General features: G+C 76.0%; 13 protein-coding genes and 1 pseudogene. 9 read left to right on the top strand and 5 right to left on the bottom strand.

From position 1 onward, the window contains the following. Window positions 1–96 precede the first annotated feature (96 nt). On the top strand, window positions 97–687 hold the full coding sequence (locus ACZ4MF_RS00370; protein ID WP_467488371.1) for a hypothetical protein: 591 nt from the start codon (window positions 97–99) through the stop codon (window positions 685–687). A gap of 1 nt (window position 688) precedes the next feature. Here the strand turns inward: ACZ4MF_RS00370 and ACZ4MF_RS00365 are convergent, their stop codons facing one another. Beyond that, on the bottom strand, window positions 689–1,519 hold the full coding sequence (locus ACZ4MF_RS00365) for an oxidoreductase (RefSeq protein WP_467488369.1): 831 nt from the start codon (window positions 1,517–1,519) through the stop codon (window positions 689–691). A 100-nt stretch (window positions 1,520–1,619) separates the two neighbouring features. On the opposite strand from ACZ4MF_RS00365, the gene ACZ4MF_RS00360 reads away from it, so the two are divergent. Further along, window positions 1,620–2,522, top strand: a complete 903-nt coding sequence (locus ACZ4MF_RS00360) for a LysR family transcriptional regulator (protein WP_467488367.1) — start codon at window positions 1,620–1,622, stop codon at window positions 2,520–2,522. A gap of 9 nt (window positions 2,523–2,531) precedes the next feature. On the opposite strand, the gene ACZ4MF_RS00355 is transcribed toward ACZ4MF_RS00360, so the two are convergent. Then, window positions 2,532–3,401 carry an ATP-grasp domain-containing protein gene (locus ACZ4MF_RS00355; RefSeq protein ID WP_467488365.1) on the bottom strand — a complete coding sequence of 290 codons (870 nt, stop codon included), beginning with the start codon at window positions 3,399–3,401 and terminating at the stop codon, window positions 2,532–2,534. Window positions 3,402–3,531: 130 nt separating this feature from the next. Between ACZ4MF_RS00355 and ACZ4MF_RS00350 the strand changes: the two genes are divergently transcribed. Together ACZ4MF_RS00350 and ACZ4MF_RS00345 are read left to right on the top strand one after the other, a co-directional pair. Beyond that, entirely contained in the window at window positions 3,532–4,983 is a 1,452-nt protein-coding gene (locus tag ACZ4MF_RS00350; RefSeq protein ID WP_467488363.1) for an acyl-CoA synthetase, read from the top strand. Continuing rightward, window positions 4,976–6,337 (top strand): carboxyl transferase domain-containing protein, encoded by a 1,362-nt coding sequence (locus tag ACZ4MF_RS00345; protein ID WP_467488361.1) that lies wholly within the window; start codon window positions 4,976–4,978, stop codon window positions 6,335–6,337. The genes ACZ4MF_RS00350 and ACZ4MF_RS00345 overlap by 8 nt, the downstream gene beginning before the upstream one ends. 1 nt (window position 6,338) lies before the next feature. Here ACZ4MF_RS00345 and ACZ4MF_RS00340 read toward each other — a convergent pair whose 3' ends face one another. Next, on the bottom strand, window positions 6,339–6,518 hold the full coding sequence (locus ACZ4MF_RS00340; RefSeq protein WP_467488359.1) for a hypothetical protein: 180 nt from the start codon (window positions 6,516–6,518) through the stop codon (window positions 6,339–6,341). A 230-nt stretch (window positions 6,519–6,748) separates the two neighbouring features. Then, window positions 6,749–7,324: pseudogene (locus ACZ4MF_RS00335) on the bottom strand (S8 family serine peptidase); the annotation flags it as partial. A gap of 204 nt (window positions 7,325–7,528) precedes the next feature. Between ACZ4MF_RS00335 and ACZ4MF_RS00330 the strand changes: the two are divergent. The 5 genes from ACZ4MF_RS00330 to ACZ4MF_RS00310 all read left to right on the top strand — a co-directional run bounded on the left by ACZ4MF_RS00330 (window position 7,529) and on the right by ACZ4MF_RS00310 (window position 15,537). Next, complete coding sequence (locus ACZ4MF_RS00330) at window positions 7,529–8,071, top strand: CU044_2847 family protein (protein WP_467488357.1); 543 nt, start codon at window positions 7,529–7,531, stop codon at window positions 8,069–8,071. Further along, window positions 8,068–9,822 carry a VMAP-C domain-containing protein gene (locus ACZ4MF_RS00325; RefSeq protein ID WP_467488355.1) on the top strand — a complete coding sequence of 585 codons (1,755 nt, stop codon included), beginning with the start codon at window positions 8,068–8,070 and terminating at the stop codon, window positions 9,820–9,822. The genes ACZ4MF_RS00330 and ACZ4MF_RS00325 overlap by 4 nt, the downstream gene beginning before the upstream one ends. A 44-nt stretch (window positions 9,823–9,866) precedes the next feature. Beyond that, the gene (locus ACZ4MF_RS00320; protein ID WP_467488353.1) at window positions 9,867–10,949 is read left to right on the top strand and encodes an AAA family ATPase; all 1,083 of its coding nucleotides are present in this window, start codon (window positions 9,867–9,869) and stop codon (window positions 10,947–10,949) included. Next, window positions 10,939–14,319 carry an SAV_2336 N-terminal domain-related protein gene (locus tag ACZ4MF_RS00315; RefSeq protein WP_467488351.1) on the top strand — a complete coding sequence of 1,127 codons (3,381 nt, stop codon included), beginning with the start codon at window positions 10,939–10,941 and terminating at the stop codon, window positions 14,317–14,319. Before ACZ4MF_RS00320 ends, ACZ4MF_RS00315 begins: the two co-directional genes overlap by 11 nt. A gap of 180 nt (window positions 14,320–14,499) precedes the next feature. Further along, window positions 14,500–15,537 carry a rod shape-determining protein gene (locus tag ACZ4MF_RS00310; RefSeq protein WP_467488349.1) on the top strand — a complete coding sequence of 346 codons (1,038 nt, stop codon included), beginning with the start codon at window positions 14,500–14,502 and terminating at the stop codon, window positions 15,535–15,537. Window positions 15,538–15,633: 96 nt separating this feature from the next. Here the strand turns inward: ACZ4MF_RS00310 and ACZ4MF_RS00305 are convergent, their stop codons facing one another. Then, window positions 15,634–17,037, bottom strand: coding sequence for an MFS transporter (locus ACZ4MF_RS00305; protein ID WP_467488346.1), 1,404 nt, complete (start codon window positions 17,035–17,037; stop codon window positions 15,634–15,636). Window positions 17,038–17,057 lie beyond the last annotated feature (20 nt).

Raw genomic sequence — 17,057 nt, 5'->3', positions numbered from 1 at the left:
GGTCTAAGCGCCCGGTCGACGTCCCTCATATGTTCGAGATATCAACAGGCGATCGGCATGACGAACATAGGCTAGTCACGGGGAGGTGTACGGGCAATGGGCGGGAGCACGCCGGGCACCATGAAGGGCATGTACGTCGACTTCCAGCTGGTGCTGCTGCGCCGCATGGCCGACCACAATCCCGCTCTGGTCGAGGACGCCCGGCGACGGCTCGGGGCGTCGCTCGCGGACATGCGGGAGGCCAACAAGCGGTGGCAGGCCATGGTCCGCTCGCCCAGGTCGCGCGGTGCGGCCGCCCGGTACCGCTCCGTCCTCGGCGAGCCGGAGTCGGTGGTCCCCCGCCGCCTCGGCGACGCCGACTGCGAGGCCCGGCGCTGGTCCCTGCCCCTCTGGCCCGACCTGCGCTTCGAGGCACTGGTCGGGCCGGACGGGGCGGTGTGGAACGAGTGGCTGGTGCGCGCGCCCGCAGCGCCGCCGCCGGCGCTGCGGACCCTGGAGGACCTGACCCCCTGGTCCTGCACGGTGGACGAGGCCGCCCGCGCCTTCGCCCCGGCCCGCCCCCTGGAGGGCACGGCACCGACGCGCTGGGGCCTCGCCTTCACCGCGCCGGACCGGGCGGGCGTACGGCACGAGGTGGTCGCCGAGTTCACCTGGGGGCTGTTGCAGCGGACGGCCGTACGGGACTGACTCAGTCCTCGAAGCCCGTCGCCCGGGTCCGCTTCTCCCAGGCCGTGACGTCGTCCCGTACCCGGTCGAGGTGGGCGAGGACCGCGCTCACGCCGTCGTCGCCGAGCGGCAGCCGCAGCGGGGTGTGCTCCGCCTCCAGCGCGGCCCGGATGAGGGCCGCCGCCTTGGCGGGGTCGCCTGGCTGGGTGCCGTCGCCGCCGGACACCATGCCGCGTGTCTCGGCGACCTTCGCGTACACCCCGCTGTCCGCGCTGGTCCCGGCCCGCGCAGGCTCCATCAGCGAGGTCCGGAACCCGCCCGGCTCCACGATCAGCACCTTGATCCCGAACTCGGCGACCTCGTCCGCGAGCGCCTCCGAGATGCCCTCCAGCGCGAACTTCGTCCCGCTGTACGCGCCGAAGCCCGCGAAGGACATCTGCCCGCCCATGCTGCTCATCTGCACGATCGCCCCCGAGCGCCGCTCCCGCATGTGCGGCAGCACCGCCCGCACGAGCGCCGTCGGCCCGAAGACATGCAGGTCGAACAGGTCCCGCAGCTCCTGCTCGGTGGTCTCCTCGACGGCGCCGACGTGCGTGCGGCCCGCGTTGTTGACCAGCACGTCGATCCGCCCGTGCCGGGCCAGGACATCCCGGACCGCCGACTCGATCGCGGCGGTGTCGGTCACGTCCAGCCGGAGGGCCTCCACCTGGTCGGGATGGGCGGCCACCAGGTCGCCCAGGGCCTCGGGGCGCCGGGCGGCGCCGACCACCACATCACCGGCGGCGACGGCGGCCTCGGTGATCGCCCGCCCGAACCCGCTGCTCGCCCCGGTCACCAACCACACCTTGTTCATCACAACTCCCGATCGCACGCGCCGTGTTCGACTTCGACACGGACCACACTGCCGCCGGATAGCGTTGCCCGTCCAAGACCCGTGGTGATAACCAACGGCTATGACGATCGACGTCCACGTCCGCGATCTGCGCTACTTCGTCGCGGTCGCCGAGGAACTGCACTTCACGCGCGCCGCCGAGAGTCTCTACGTCTCGCAGCCCGCGCTGAGCAAGCAGATCCGGGCGCTGGAGCGGCAGTTGGGGGCGGAGCTGCTGCGACGCGACCGGCACGGGGTGGCACTGACGGCGGCGGGCGCGGCGCTGCTGCCCCACGCACGGGACGTGCTGTCCGCCTGGGAGGCGGGCGCGGCGGCCGTCGAGGCGACCGAGGCGGACCGGCGCAGCACGCTCGTGGTGGGCATGAGCACCAGTCCGGGCCGGGGCGGGCTGCTGCCGGCCGTGCGCTCCCGGTTCACCGCCGAACACCCCGAGGTCACGCTCCGGCTGCGCCAGCTGACCTGGGACGATCCGACGGCCGGCCTGGCCGACGGCGGGACGGACGTCGCCTTCGTGTGGCTGCCGCTGCCGGACGAGGAGCGCTACGACTGGACGCTGGTCGCCGAGGAACCGCGCCTGCTGGCCCTGCCGGAGAGCCACCCGCTGGCCGCGCGCGCCGAACTGGACTTCGCGGACCTCCTGGACGAGCCGTTCCTCGCCCTGTCCGAGAGCGCGGGCCCGCTGCGCGACCACTGGCTCGCCCTGGACGCCCGCGCCGGCCGGCCGCCCCGGATCGGCGCGGAGATCTCCGGGGCGGAGGAGACGTACGAGGCGCTCGTCGCGGGCCTCGGCGTCTGTCTGGTGGCCGCGGGCAACGCGCCCCTGATCAGCCTGGGCGGCGTCACCACCCGCCCGGTCCGGGGCATCGGCCCCAGCCGCTACGTGCTGGCCTGGCGCCGCGAGGACGCACACCGCCCGCTGGTCGCAGCGTACGCACGGGCGTGCCGCGGCGCGGTCGAGCGGTGAGCGGTCCGGTCAGCCCGCCGCGGCCAGGATCGACCGCGTCACCCGCTCCAGGGACCCGGGGTGCAGCCACAGGAACAGATTCGGCTCCACCAGCTCCAGCTCCATCAGCCGGGGCGCGCCGTCCTCCCCGTCCACGAGGTCCACGCGGGCGTACAGCAGCTCGGGTCCGCCGGGCACGGCCTCCAACGCCCGCTCGGCGACGGCGAGTTCGGCCTCGGTCGGCTGCCAGCGCTCCAGGTCCGGGTGGGCCACCTTGGCGGCGTCGTACGGCGTGCCCGGCGCGAGGACGGCCCCCTTGCGGCTGGCGTGCAGCAGCCGGCCGCCGAAGAACTGGAGCGCGCGCTCGCCGCTGACGTCGATGCCGCGCACGTACGGCTGCACCATCGCCGTGAACCCCTCGGCGTGCATCCGGGCGAGCTGCCGCCGGGCCGCGTCGTGCTCGGCGGGCGCGTACCGGGCGGCGAACCGCGCCCCCGCGCCGGACGTGGGCTTGATCACGTACTCGTGCCCGGTGGGCAGCGGGGTCGCCTCGCCCGGCGCGATGTAGGAGGTGGGCACGGTCGGCACCCCGGCCGCCGCCAGTGCCCCCAGATACCGCTTGTCCATGCTCCACCGGACCACGGACGCCGGATTGGCGAGCCTCGTGCGCGCCGCGACCCGCTCCACCCACTCCTCGAACTCGGCGGCCCGCCAGCTGTAGTCCCAGGTGGACCGGATGACGACGAGGTCGTACTCGCCCCAGTCGGCCTTCTCGTCGTCCCAGTACCGCGCCTCGGCCTCGGCCCCGCCGTCCTGGAGCGCCCGCACCAGCACCGGCAGATCGGCGTCCCGGTGCGCCAGGGCGCCGGGGTCGTAGGTGGCGAGGGCGATGCGGGGCACGGCGGGACTCCTTGTCGTACGACGGTTCGACAAGGGTGAGGCTAACAACCCGCGTGCCGACCGTTACGGTCTACGACAGTGCCGAGACGGTTCCGGCGGTCGACAGTGCCGACAGTAAGGAGTGCGCCGCGTGTCCTCCCTCTTTCCCGCTCTGGCGGACGGTCCGCGTGACCGGGTCGCCCTGCGGTTCGGTGAGCGGTCCCTGACGTACGGCGAGCTGGCCGCGGCCGCGGGCGCGCTCGCCGGGCGGCTGCGCGGGGCCCGCCGGGTCGCCGTGTGGGCCACCCCGGAGCTGGAGACAACCGTCGCCGTGACGGGGGTGCTGCTGGCCGGGGCGGCCGCCGTACCGCTGAACCCGAAGTCGGGCGAGAAGGAGCTCGCGCACATCGTCTCCGACAGCGCGCCCACGCTCGTCCTCGCCGCCCCCGGCACCCAACTGCCCGCCGGGCCGGGCGACTTGGCACGACTGGACGTGGACGCGTTTGCCACCGGGCCCGCCGCCCCCGCCGCCGAGGTCTCCGACACGGACCCGGCACTGATCGTCTACACCTCCGGCACCACCGGCCCGCCCAAGGGCGCCGTCCTGCCCCGCCGGGCCCTCGCCACGACCCTCGACGCCCTCGCCGACGCCTGGCAGTGGACGGCCGACGACGTGCTCGTGCACGGGCTGCCCCTCTTCCATGTGCACGGGCTCGTGCTCGGCACCCTGGGCCCGCTGCGGCGCGGCGGCAGCGTCCGGCACCTGGGCCGGTTCAGCACCGAGGGCGTCGCGCGCGAGCTGACCTGCGGCGCGACCATGCTCTTCGGCGTGCCGACGATGTACCACCGCATCGCCGAGGCCCTGCCGGAAGACCCGGAGCTGGCCGAGGCCCTCGGCCGGGCCCGGCTGCTGGTGTCCGGCTCGGCCGCGCTGCCGGTGCACGACCACGAGCGGATCGCGGCGGCGACCGGGCGCCGGGTCATCGAGCGCTACGGCATGACCGAGACCCTCATGAACACCAGCGTCCGCGCCGACGGCGAGGCCCGGCCCGGGACCGTCGGCGTGCCGCTGCCGGGCGTGGAGCTGCGGCTGGTGGAGGAGGACGGCACGGAGATCGCCGGGTGCGACGGGGAGAGCGTCGGCGAGATCCAGGTGCGGGGGGCGAACCTGTTCACCGAGTACCTGAACCGTCCCGACGCCACGGCCGCCGCCTTCACCGCCGACGGCTGGTTCCGCACCGGCGACATGGCCGTGCGCGAGCGCGACGGGTACGTCCGCATCGTCGGGCGCAAGGCCACCGACCTGATCAAGAGCGGCGGTTACAAGATCGGGGCGGGCGAGATCGAGAACGCGCTGCTGGAGCACCCCGGGGTGCGCGAGGCCGCCGTCACCGGCGAGCCGGACGCGGACCTGGGCGAGCGGATCGTGGCGTGGGTCGTCCCGGCGGACCCGCAGTCGCCGCCTACCGCCGAGGAGTTGGCGGACCATGTGGCCCGCCGTCTGGCCCCCCACAAGCGCCCCCGCGTCGTCCACCACCTCGCCGCCCTCCCCCGCAACGACATGGGCAAGATCATGAAGCGTGCGCTGGTGGCCGATGCCTGAGCGGCGCTCGGCGCGGGAGTTCCTGGCGCTGGTCACGGACCCCGGCAGCTTCGGTGAACTCCCGGCCCCGCAACGGGAGTCACAGCCCGACGGGCCCCTTCGCTGGCAGGGCTACGACGCCTCGCGCGCCCGCGCCGCCGGCCGCACCGGCGAGGAGGAGTCCGTCGTCTGCGGCACCGCCCGCGTCGACGGCACCCCGGCCGTGCTGATCGCCTTCGAGTTCGGCTTCCTCGGCGGCTCGCTCGGCGAACGCACCGGGGACCGGCTGGAGGCGGCCTACGGCCACGCCCGTGCCCACCGGCTGCCGGTCGTGCCGCTGGTCGCGACCGGGGGCAGCCGGATGCAGGAGGGCATGCTCGCCCTCACCCAACTCCAGCGCGTGGCCCGGCAGTCGGCCCTCACCCGTGCGGCGGGCCTGCCGCAGATCGCGGTGTTGCGGGACCCCACGACCGGCGGCGGCTGGGCCACCCTCGGCGCGGGCGCCGACGTCACCCTGGCCCTGCCCGGCGTACAGGTGGGCTTCGCCGGCTCGCGCGTCCGGCCGACGGACGCCGACCCGGCCGCCTACACGGCGGAGTCGCAGCTGGCGACGGGTGCGGTGGACGCGGTCGTACCGGCGCGGGAGCTGAAGCAGACGCTGGGGCTGTGGCTGCGCCTGCTCTCCCCCACGGCCCCGGCTCCGGCCCCCGTCGCCGAGGCGCCCCTGCCCCCGGCCCTGGGACGGACGGACCTCCCCCGCACCGGCTGGGACGCGGTCCGACGCGCCCGCTCCCCCGAACGCCCGCGCGCCCAGGCCTACTTGGACGCCTGCTTCACCCACCGGCTCGGCATCAGCGGGGACCGGTGCGGCGGCACGGACCCCGAGGGCATGCTGTGCGGGTTCGGCGAGCGGGACGGCCGCACCGTGGCCTACGCGGCACAGACCGGGACGGCGACCCGGCCCGCCGGGTACCGCACCGCCGCCCGGCTGATCCGGCTCGCGGACCGGCTGGGCATCCCCGTGCTGACCCTGGTGGACACCCCGGGCGCCGCGAACGACGCGGAGGCCGAGCGGCAGGGGGCCGGCCCGGCCATCGCCGAGGTGTTCGCCGCGGTGGCGGCCGCCCGCGTCCCCGTCACCACCCTGGTGATCGGCGAGGGCGGCTCCGGCGGCGCCCTCGCCCTGGCCGCCCCCGGCAACACCTGGGCCACCCCGGACAGCTACTTCTCGGTGATCGCCCCGGAGCTCGCGGCCGCCATCCTCAAACGCCCCGCGGACGAGACCGAGGCGACCGCCGGGCACCTGCGCATCCGGCCGCAGGACCTGGTGGAGCTGGGGGTGATCCGGGGGATCGTGAACCGCACCCAGCCGTAGGTCACTTCACCCCCACCGCCCGGACGATCTCCTGCGTGACCGATCCGCCCCGGTCGTCCTTGGCGGACGCCCGCAGCGAGACCGACGTCGCCGTGCGCGGCACGGTCAGCCTGCCGCGCCAGGCGGCGTCCTTGCCGGTCAGCGACACGGTGTGCCACGTCGTGCCGTCGTCGTACGACACCTCCGGCCCTCCGGCGGCCGCGTCCCCGTGCCGGCGGCCCCCGCCACGTACGACGCGCTGAGCCCGACCGGGATCCGCGAACCGCCCCGCACCGTGCCCGCGAGGCCGGTGTCCAGGTCGTAGGCGAGGTTGACCAGCGGCAGACAGGTCCAGTGGCCGTCCGGGGTGGCCGCCGAGCGGAAGGTCCACACGGTGTGGCCCCGGGTGGCGAGCGGCCAGTGGGCGGGGTCGACCCGCCCGTCGAGCCAGACCTTGGCGACGCCGTCGCCGCGGGTGAACGACCGCCGGAAGGTGCGCCCCTCGGCCGCCTCGACCGCGGCCCCGCCGAGGCTGGGCCGGGCGCGCTCGGTCACGGCACCCGCCGGGGTGGCGGCCCGCGCGCCCCGGCCGTAGGTCACGATCAGCGGGGTCGCGCCGGACCCGGCGTCGGTCAGCCCCTGCCGGATCAGCCCGCTCACGTCGAACAGCCGCCGGTCCAGCGTCCCGGCCCGCAGATACGGCAGCGCCTCGTCCGGTACGACGCTGATCGCACCGCCGCTCTCCTGTGTCCGCACGACCCCGGTGGCGCCCTCGGGCCGCCGCACGGTGACCGTCTTCCTGCCGTGCCCGGGATCGGTGGCGGTCACCTTGTCGCCGGTGACGAGGGTGACGGTGGTGGCCGCGGCCGGGCTGCCACTGCCCGGTGGGCGCGGGACGGGGTGCGGAGCGGGATGCGCCGCCGCTGCCACCGGGCCGGCCGGGATCAGGGCGCTCACCAGCCCCGCCGCCAGCGGTGCCGCCCCGCGTCCGACTGGTCCTCTGGTCATCCACGCCTCTTCTCGTGTGGTCGAGTGCGTCGGGTGCGTCGGGTGCGTCGAGTACTGCGAAAGAGTGTCCGGCGGGTCGTGCCACCGCGGTGCCGGGCGGAGGCGGCGTGGTGGCGCAGTGGCGGGTTCCCGCCAACCTCGGCCGACGCCCCGCCGCTCGCCTGGGAAAACGGGACTTGTGAAGCACCGTCCGTAACATAGGAGTTGGTCAGCGTCACCAACGAGTACGAACGGGGAGCGAGCGTCGCCATGGACGGGTTGATGGAGTTCAGGACCGAGGACGGCGCGCTCGTGCTGGCGGAGGACGTCAGCACCCGGTCGGGCGCCCGCCTCGTCTCGCGCGGCGACGGCCCGGCGCAGGCGGCGCGCACGTTCGAGGGCGCGCTGGAGGGGGTCCGGGCGGCGGCCGCGTCCGCGCTGCGGGTCTTCCGGGACGGCAGCCTGCGCCCCGACGAGGTGGAGATCGAGTTCGGCGTGAAGCTGTCCGCGGAGGCCGGCGCGGTCATCGCGAAGGGCTCGACGGAGGGTCACCTGGTCGTCAAGCTCAGCTGGTCGGCGGGCCCGGGTGTGCCGGAGCAGGGCGCCGTGCAGCCGGCCGGCCCGGGACACGGCGCACCGGGGCAGACCGTGCCCGGACAGACCCTGCCGGGGCAGACCCTGCCGGGGCAGACCGTGCCGGGGCAGGGCCGTGCGGGGCAGGACGCCGCGGGGCCGACCGCGTCGGGACCGGAGTCCGCCGACCGGTGAGAAGCAGTGCCGCCTGGCATGCCCGGATCCGCTGCGGCGACGAGGTGGGGGCCGGCTTCCTGGTCACCGGCCGCCGGGTGCTGACCTGTGCCCACGTCGTCAGGTGGAGCGGGCGGGCGTCGGTGTCCGTGTCCTTTCCGCACGCCCGGGAGCTGGGCGAGGTGTCCGCGTCGGTCGTCGCCCACGGCGGCTGGGCCGGTGAGGTCACCGACCCCGGCGACGTCGCCGTACTCGAACTGGACCGTGACATACCGCTCGCCCCGGCCGGCTTCGCCCCGCCCGACACCGCGTACACCGAGCCGTACCCCAAGCTGATCGCCTACGGCTTCCCCGAGGGCTACGACGAGGGCACGCTCGCCGAATACCATGCCGTCTCGGGCCAGTTGATCGCCGACGAGTGGCTGGAACTGGTCGCGTGGAGCGGGCACGGGCAGCCGCTCGTGGCCGGATTCAGCGGGTCCGCGGCGACGCTGCCGGACGGCAGGGTGGTCGGCATGGTCTCCGCCGCCTCGGGCACGGCCGAGGTGCGCAAGGGCCGCATGCTGCCGCTGGACGTCATGGCCCGGTACTGGCCCGAACTGGGCGAGCTGGTGCCCACCCCCGGCCACGCGGACGACGCCCGCCGGCGGCTGTACGCCCTGCTGCGGCGGGCGGCGGGCGACCCGGTGTGCGATCCGAACCGGCTGTACGTGGACGCGGTGGGCGCCTTCGGACCACCCCTGCCGACGGGCGGTTTCGCCTCCCTGGGGGCGGCCGCCGCGTATGTGCAGTGGGAGGTACCGGACCCGCAGGCGGTGAGCCGCCTCGCCGACCGGCTCCAGGAACTCCTGGGCGGCGGCGCGGCACGGCCCCCGGAGCCCGCTCCCGCGCGCCCCTCCTCCGCCCCTTCCGCCTGGTCGCCGGTCGTCGTCGAGATCGATCACAGCGGCGCCGGTCCCGACCAGGTGACCGTCGAGGTGTCCGCGTACCGCGACGGACGGCGCCGGCCGGTGGGTGCGGGCCGGCTGCCGCGGACCGCCGTACGGGCCTATGTGCAGAGCCGTATCGACGAGGCCGTCGCGCACCTCGCCCCGGACGCCGACGAGCTGGTGACGTTCGTCCTGTCGCGCGAGTGGCTCAACGAGGCGGTGGCGCACTGGGAGTGCAGCGCGGAGGACAGCACGCCGCTCGGCTGCGCCTATCCCCTCGTGGTGACCGACCGCGCCCGTCACCACAGTGGCAGGCTGCGCCACCAGTTGCGCAAGAAGTGGCAGAAGCTGGACGCGGGGCGCGGATCCGAGGTGCACCGGGTCGAGTGCGGCACCCGGGAGCGGCCGCCGAGCCTGCGCAAGCGGCTGTGGGACGGCGACGCCGGACTGGCGGCCTTCGCCACCTCGCCCACGGAGGCGCGCCAGCACTTCGAGGTCGGTCTCACGGTCCCCGTCCCGGTCCTCCTGTGGTCCCGAACCGGCTGCCCCGGCGGCGCGCAGCGGGGTCCGGCCTGCGCTGGCGGTGCGCAAGGGGATCCGGCCTGCCCCGGCGGTGCGCACGACGCGCACGCCTGCCCGGGCAGCGAATTCCTCGACCGGCTCTCCGCCTCGCTCGCCGAGGTCCCGCCCGCCGAACTCCCGCGCCACATCCTGTCGTTGCGGCTGACAGCGGACGCCGCCGACGACCCGGACCGGCACTGGGCGAGAGACCTCCAGCTGCTCTGGGACGATCCGCGCTGCTTCCCCGAGGCCACCGCGAGCCTGCACTCCCCCGTCGGCTGACCGACCGCCCGTACGCCCCCGCCCCCCACGGAGAAGAAGAGCCCATGCCCCTGTGGCCCGTCTACACCGGTACGAACGAGCCGCACGACGGCATCACGAAGCTGCCCCCGCCGCCGCCCTGGCGGGCCTTCGACGGCCGGCCGGTGCTCGACGCCCCGGACACGGCCGCCGACGCCTCGGCCGTCTCCCCGGACCGTATGCACCGCGCCGAGACCTACCAGGCCACGGAGCAGACGGTCCAGTTGGTCAACGCGGCCCTGTACCTGCGCCGTCCGCTGCTGGTCACCGGCCCGCCGGGCACCGGCAAGTCCTCGCTCGTGTACGCGGTCGCCCGCGAGCTGCGGCTCGGCCCGGTGCTGCGCTGGAACATCACGAGCCGCAGCACGCTGCACGACGGCCTCTACCAGTACGACCCGCTCTCCCGGCTGTACGCGGCCCGGCAGACGGCCACCCGGCCGGTCGAGGCGGGCCGGGCGCACCGGGCGGCAGGCCCGGCCGACGGGGCGGACGGGACGGACGGCACGGACGACGCGTCCGGCATCGAGCACCATCTGCGCCTCGGCCCGCTGGGCACCGCCCTGCTGCCGTACGCCCGCCCCCGCGCCCTGCTCATCGACGAGATCGACAAGAGCGACCTCGACCTGCCCAACGACCTGCTGAACGTGCTGGAGGAGGGCCAGTACGAGATCCCCGAGCTGGTGCGCGCCGCCCGGCTCGCCCCCGGCGGCACCGCCGAGGTGATGGCCGACGGCACCGACGAGCGGGTCCCGGTGGCGCGCGGCCGGGTCCGCTGCCGGGCGTTCCCCTTCGTCGTCCTCACCAGCAACGGCGAGCGCGAGTTCCCGCCCGCCTTCCTGCGCCGCTGTGTCACGCTGCATCTGCGGCAGCCGGACGACCGGCACCTCGCCGAGATCGTCCGGGCCCACCTGGGCGAGCCCGACGCGTACGCGCAGAGCCTGATCGACCGCTTCCTGTCCCGGGCGGGCGCCGGCGACCTGGCCACCGACCAGCTGCTCAACGCGATCTACCTGGCCCGCTCCGCCGACCTGGACGCCGGGTCCCTGGAGCAGCTGGCCGAACAGCTGATGCCGTACCTCGGACAGAGCGCGCGGCCCGATGTCTTCTGAGCGCCCCGGCTCCCCGGATCCCCTGGCCCGCCTCGCCGACGTCCTCGCCGGGGCGGCCCACGGGGTCCGTCCGACGGCGCTCGAACTGGCCGAACTGCTGTGGCTGGCCCGGCACATGCGGCCCGACGCCCCCGCCGCCGACCGCGACCCCGACCCCGCCACCGCCGCCGAACCCGAGGTCACCGGCCGCGAAGCCGCCCCGCCCGCGCCCCCGGAGCGGCAGACACCGCCCCCGGCCCGAGCGGCCCAGCCGCCGCCCGCCCGCGTCGCCCTGCACCTGCCCTCCCCGCACGCCGCCACGGCGGCGGACCGGCGGCACACCACGCTCCTGGCCCCGGCACCCCCGATGCTGCGCCACCCGCTCGCGCTGCAACGCGCGCTGCGCCCGCTGGGCCGCCGCGTCGACGCGCCCGTGGGCCACGAGCTGGCGGAGCGGGCGACCGCCGACCGCATCGCCCGGCTGGGTGCCGACCCCGAGTGGTGGCTGCCGGTGCTGCGCCCCGCGCGGGAGCGCTGGCTGCGGCTGAACCTGGTGTACGACGCCGGTCCCACCATGCCGGTCTGGCGCCCCCTGATCCACGAACTGCACACGGTCCTCGCCCAGTCGGGCCTCTTCCGCACGGTCGCCCTGTACCGCGCCGCCGCCGACGGCACCGTACGCGGCCCCGGCCCGCACGCCCCCGCCGACGGCCGCAGCGTCACCCTCCTGATCAGCGACTGCATGGGCCCGCAGTGGCGGGAGGGGCCCGCCGGCACCCTCTGGTACGCCACGCTGCACCGGTGGGCGCGCCGGACGCCCCTGGCCGTCGTGCAGCCGCTCCCGGAGCACCTGTGGCGGGACACGGCCCTGCCCACCACGCCCGGCCGTCTGTCAGCCCCGTACCCGGCGGCGCCCACGGCGACGCTGACGTTCACCTCGTACGAGCGGCCGGAGTCCACCGGGGCCGAGGGGTTCGGCGGGCCCGCCGGGACCGACCGGGCCGTGCCGCTGCCCGTGCTGGAGCCGGAGCCGCGGTGGCTGGGGCACTGGGCGGGGCTGCTCACGGCGCCGGGCGGGGTCGAATTCCCCGCCGCCGTCGCGGAGTTGGGCCGTCCGCTGCCGGCGGACGCCGAGGACCGGACCGATGTCGGCCTGCTGTCCGCCGAGGAGCTGGTCCTGCGGTTTCGCGCGACGGCCTCCCCCGAGGCGTTCCGGCTGGCCGGCCATCTCGCGGTGGGGCGCCCCGATCTGCCGGTCATGCGGCTGGTGCAGGCCGCCGTCGAACCGGATCCGCGGCCCCGGCACCTGGCGGAGGTCGTCCTCAGCGGCATGCTCACCACGGTGCCGGGCGGCGCGCCCGGCAGCTACGCCTTCCGGGAGGGGGTGCGCGAGCTGCTCCTGCTCGGCCTGCCGCGCACCGCCCGTAAGCAGACCGCCGAACTCCTCGACCGGATCGGCGAGTTCATCGACCGCCGGGCGGGCCGGGCACCGGGCGAGTTCCCGGTGTCGGTCCCGTCGGCGCGCGGGGCGGGGACGGCCGTGGAGGGGGATCCGTTCGCCACGGTCAGCGAGGACAGCGTGCGACGGCTCGCCACGGACCGCGCCGCGCGGGGTGTCCCGGCCGAAGCCGAACCCCCGCTCCCCGCCGACGCCGCACCCCCCGTCCCCGCCGAGGCCGGACCGGCTGTCCCCACCGAGGCCGGACCCGCTGTCGACCGCCCCGAGATCCTCTTCGTCGCCGACGCCCTCGCCGGCCGCCCCGAAGCACGCATCACCCTCGAAGCCACCGTGCACGACATCCTCGCGCGCGGCTCGCTCACCCCGCGCCAGTACGAGGTGCGGGTCCGCCCGGACGGCTACCTCGTGCGCGTCGAGCCCGGTGCGTTCCTCCTGCCCGTCCTGGTCGCCGTGCTGCGTGAACTGCCGCACGCCCAGCGGCGGCTGACGGATCCGCCCCGCCTGTGGGTGACGTTCGGCGAGCCGCCCGTCCGGCCGCCGGAGGTGCCCGCGTACGCCATGGTCGTCGTACCTCCCGCGCTGTACGACGACTTCACCGGCAGCTCCGCCGCCCGCGGCACCCTGCGTTTCCTGCCGCTCTACGCCGACGACGCCCCGGACGCCTCCTCGGTCGCCTGGTACTGCGCCCTCGGACCGTCGAGCGGGCCGCCCGCGTCCGACGAACGCGACCTCGTCCAGGGCCCTTTCATCACCCGTGACCTGCGCGAGCTGGGCATTCCCGCCCCCGGCCGCACGGCGATCGTCCACACCCGGTCCGACGGCCCGCTCCGGGTGCTCGACCCGATCGAGCCGCGCGGCACGCGTCCACCGCGTCCGCAGACGTACTACTCGGTCGACCTCACCCCGCACCATGCGCGGGACACCATGTCCCTGCCCAGCTCCGGCAAGGGCACCTTCACCGCCACGGTGGAGCTGTCCTGGCGCGTCGACGATCCGGTCGCCTTCGTCCGCGGCGAGACCCTGCGCGTCCGCCGGCCGCTGCTGGACCATCTGCGCGGCGCGGCGGCGCGCATCACCGGGCGGCACCCGCTGCGTCGTGCGAACGCGGCCCAGCGGGAGGTGAACGCCCAGGTGGGCGGCTGGCCGGTGGCGGGGCTGGCGGTGTCGTACACCGTGCGCCTGGTCCCGGAGGGCGCACCCGAGCCGGTGGCGGAACCGTCGGTTCCGTCGCGGGGCCGGCCGGCGGCCCTCCTCGCCCGCGCCGAGAACGTGCTGATCGGCTTCGACGGCCCCCTCGCCCGGCTGTTCTCGGCGCGGACGGCACGCGAGGCCGTGCTCGACCTGCTGTCCGTGGTGGCCGAGCACCGTGACCCACGGGACGCACTGGCGGGCCGGGCGCCGGCCGTCGCGGGCGAGACCGGCCGGGAGGCGTTCGTGCATCCGCTGGATCTGCTGCGCGCCTTCGCCCACGACCGGCTCGGCCCCGAGCTGCGGGCGCGCCTCGACGCCCTCGAACTGCGGGCCGTTCCCGACGCGCCCGCGACCCACCGGTCCCGCGCGCTCGTCCGCGCCCTGCACGGGTCCGGTCGCCGGGTCAGCGTGGTGACGGACGTGGGCACGCAGGCCGTCCACCGCTGTCTGACGCCCGCCCGCCTGCCCCTCGCGGGCGTCCACGGCCGCCGCGACGACCTCGGCCTGCTGATGCCCGACCCCGACTGCCTGCTGCGCGCCCTGGGCGCCTCCGGCGCGTCGGCCCGTACCGGCGTCCTGATCGGCTCGTCGGTCGCCGAACTCACCGCCGCCCAGCAGCTCGGCCTCCCCTTCGTCGGGTACGCCCCCACCGCCACCGGGCGGCGGCACCTGCGCGAGGGAGGCAGCGAGATCACCCTCTCGTCCCTGGAACCCCTGCTGGAGGCCGCCCGCGCACTGTGATCCGGCCGCCGCCCCGGATTTCCGGCAGACACGCCGGAGCTGCCGGAAAGTACCCCCGTTCAGCGGCACCCCGCCCGGCCGCCCCCAGCAGGCGCCCGCTCCCGCCCCCGCGCAGGATGCAGTGTGTGAGGCCCGCCATCCGGCCGGGCGCACCAACGCCCGCGCACCGGGAGGATCGTCGTGACCGTCAGTCTGGAGCAGTTGCGCCGCTGCCACTTCGCCGTCGACCTGGGCGCCGCCCGCACCCGGATCTATGTGAAGGGGGCCGGTCTCGTCGTGGACCAGCCCTCCGCCGCCGCCGTGAACACCCGTACCGGCGCGCTCATAGCCGTCGGGGAGTTCGCGGAGCAGATGACGGGACGGACGCCGGACTACATCCGGGTCGTCCGGCCGATCGCCGGGGGCACGGTGGTGGACATCGAGATGGCCCAGCGCATGCTGCGCCAGCTCCTCGGCGACAAGACGCGCCGCGCCCTGCGCCGTAACCTGCGGCTGCGCGCGGCGGCCTGCACCCCGCACGACGCGGATCCGCTGGCCCAGCGGGCGACCACCGAGACGCTGGTCGGGCTGGGCGCGCGCAAGGTCGAGCTGGTGGACACGCTCATCGCCGCCGCCATCGGCTGCGGGCTGCCCGTCGAGCGCCCCGAGGCCACCATGATCATGGTGTGCGGGGCGGCGGCCACCCAGGTGGCCGTCCTCTCGCTCGGCTCCATCGTGACCGCCGAGCGGGTCCCGGTGGGCGGCGAGGCGGTGGACCACGCGATCGTGCAACACCTGCGGCACGAACACGAGCTGATACTCCCCAGCCAGTCGGTACGGCCACTGCAACTGGCCCTGTCCGGCAACGGGTTGACCGCGCAGGGCCCCGCACAGACCGAGATCCACGGGCGGGACGTGGCCACCGGGCTGGCCCGCAGCGTCCGGGTCGACACCGCCGCCGTACGGGACGCGATCCAGACCCCGCTCACCGGTGTCCTGGACGGCATCGGCAAGGTGCTGCGCGCCTGCCCGCCCGACCTGGTGGCCGACCTCGCCGACCGCGGGATCATGATGGTCGGCGGCTCGGCGCTGCTGCCGGGCTTCGACGAGATGCTGCGCGAGGCCACCGGGATGCCGGTGCACATCGCCGAACGGCCCGACATCTGCGCGGCCCAGGGGCTCGGCGAGATGCTGGAGGGCCGGATCGAGCCGCTGGTCCTGAACCCACTGGCCGCCTGAGCCACAAGGCCCGCGGCCCGGCGGACCACCTGATTCCGGACCGGACCGCCGCCCGGCCGCCGCCCGCCTGCGCCGCACCATGACGACAGCCACCGGTCACCGGTCACGGGTCCCGGCCAGCAGCAGCACACCGAGCGCCCCCACCCCCGCCAGCAGGTACCCGGCCCCGGTGAGGCCGCCCAGCGTGCCCAGCACCGCGACGCCCAGGGCGGATCCGGCCTGCCGGATGCCGTTCAGCGCGCCCTGGCTCGTCGCCGCGTACTCCGCCGGCGCCGCGACGGCCACCGCGGCGGCGGCACCCGGGATGGACAGCGTGCCGGCCGCGGCGAGCGCCAGCTCGGCGGCGACGATCAGCGCCAGCGGCGGATGGTGGCCGGCCGCGCAGGCCAGCAGCGCGCCGGCGACGGCCGTGGCGGACATGCCGGTCAGCAGCACGGGACGGGGGCCGCAACGGGCCACGAGCCGCCCGGTGAAGAACGGCATCACGCACACCGGGAACGCCATGGGCAGCGCGGCCAGTCCGGCCCGCAGCGGGGTCAGGTCGTAGGTGCGCTGGAGCCACACCGCGAGCAGGTACATGCCGCCGAAGTAGGCGAAGCAGGACACCGCCGCGGCGACCATCGCGGCCCGCACCCGCGGCAGCGCGAGCAGCGCGGGCGGCAGCACCGGGGCGGCGGCCCGGCGCTCCACGACGGCGAGGGCGCCGAAGCAGGCGAGCGCGGCGGCGAGCGGCAGCAGGGCGCGCGGCGCGCCCCAGCCCTCGGTCCCGGCCTCGACCAGCCCGAAGGTGAGCAGCCCGAGCCCGGCGGTGGACAGCAGCAGACCCGGCCGGTCCAGGGCGCGGGCGGCCCCGACCGGCGGCGCGGGCAGCCGGCGGGCGAGGAGCAGCGCGGCGAGGGCGAGGGGCGGGTTGACGAGGAACACCAGCCGCCAGCCGCCGAGTTCGACCAGGCCGCCGCCGAGCACGGGGCCGGCCGCGGCGCCGAGTCCGCTGAGCGCGGCCCAGGCGCCGATGGCGCGGGTACGGCGGCCGGGGTCGGGATAGAGGTGGATGAGCAGCGCCAGGGAGGCGGGCACCAGCCCGGCCCCCGCGGCGCCGAGCAGCGCGCGCCCGGCGATCAGGCCGGCCGCCCCGGGGGCGAGCGCGCACGCCACGGACAGCGCGGCGAACAGCCCGAGGGCCGCGGCGTAGACCCGCCGGGCGCCCCAGCGGTCGGCGAAGACCCCGCCGGCCAGCAGCAGCCCGGCGAAGACGACGGTGTAGGCGTCCACGGTCCACGGCAGTGCGGCGGCGCCCGGCCGCAGCGAGGCCTGGATGTCGGGTACGGCGACGTTGAGGATCGAGGTGTCCAGCAGGACGAGCAGATTCCCGGTGGCGATCCCGGCGAAGGCGAGCCGGGCGGCGCGGCGGGGAGCAGGGCCGGACGGAGCGGCCGGGCCGAAAGGAGCGGCCGGGCCGGAAGAGGTGGCTGGTCTGGATACGGGTTCGGCTGTGGTCATGGGGGCAGCGTGTCCCCGGG

The sequence above is a fragment of the Streptomyces sp. NPDC025793 genome (assembly GCF_055558375.1).
This window is presented reverse-complemented; position numbering and strand designations above follow the sequence as displayed.